Source organism: Rhodococcus sp. Leaf225, assembly GCF_001426145.1.
In the GTDB taxonomy this organism is placed as follows: domain Bacteria; phylum Actinomycetota; class Actinomycetes; order Mycobacteriales; family Mycobacteriaceae; genus Rhodococcoides.
Window position 1 is genome coordinate 345 of record NZ_LMRN01000003.1, and the last position, 437, is coordinate 781.

Sequence of the window (437 nt, forward strand, 5' to 3'; positions counted from 1 at the left end):
CCCCAGTCGCTGACCCTACCGTGGTCGCCTGCCTCCTTGCGGTTGGCGCAGCGCCGTCGGGTAAGACCAACTCCCATGGTGTGACGGGCGGTGTGTACAAGGCCCGGGAACGTATTCACCGTGGCATGCTGATCCACGATTACTAGCGATTCCGCCTTCATGCACTCGAGTTGCAGAGTGCAATCTGAACTGAGACGGTTTTTGGGGATTTGCTCAACCTCGCGGTTTCGCGTCCCACTGTCACCGCCATTGTAGCACGTGTGTAGCCCATCCCGTAAGGGCCATGAGGACTTGACGTCATCCACACCTTCCTCGCGGCTTATCACCGGCAGTCTCCCTAGAGTGCCCAACTGAATGATGGCAACTAAGGACGTGGGTTGCGCTCGTTGCGGGACTTAACCCAACATCTCACGACACGAGCTGACGACAGCCATGCA

At 58.4% G+C, this 437-nt stretch carries 1 rRNA gene (only partly in view); it reads right to left on the bottom strand.

What is annotated here, in order from left to right:
- Positions 1-437: ribosomal RNA gene (locus ASG69_RS00020) — 16S ribosomal RNA — on the bottom strand (its annotated part extends past both window edges: 131 nt to the left, 776 nt to the right); the annotation flags it as partial.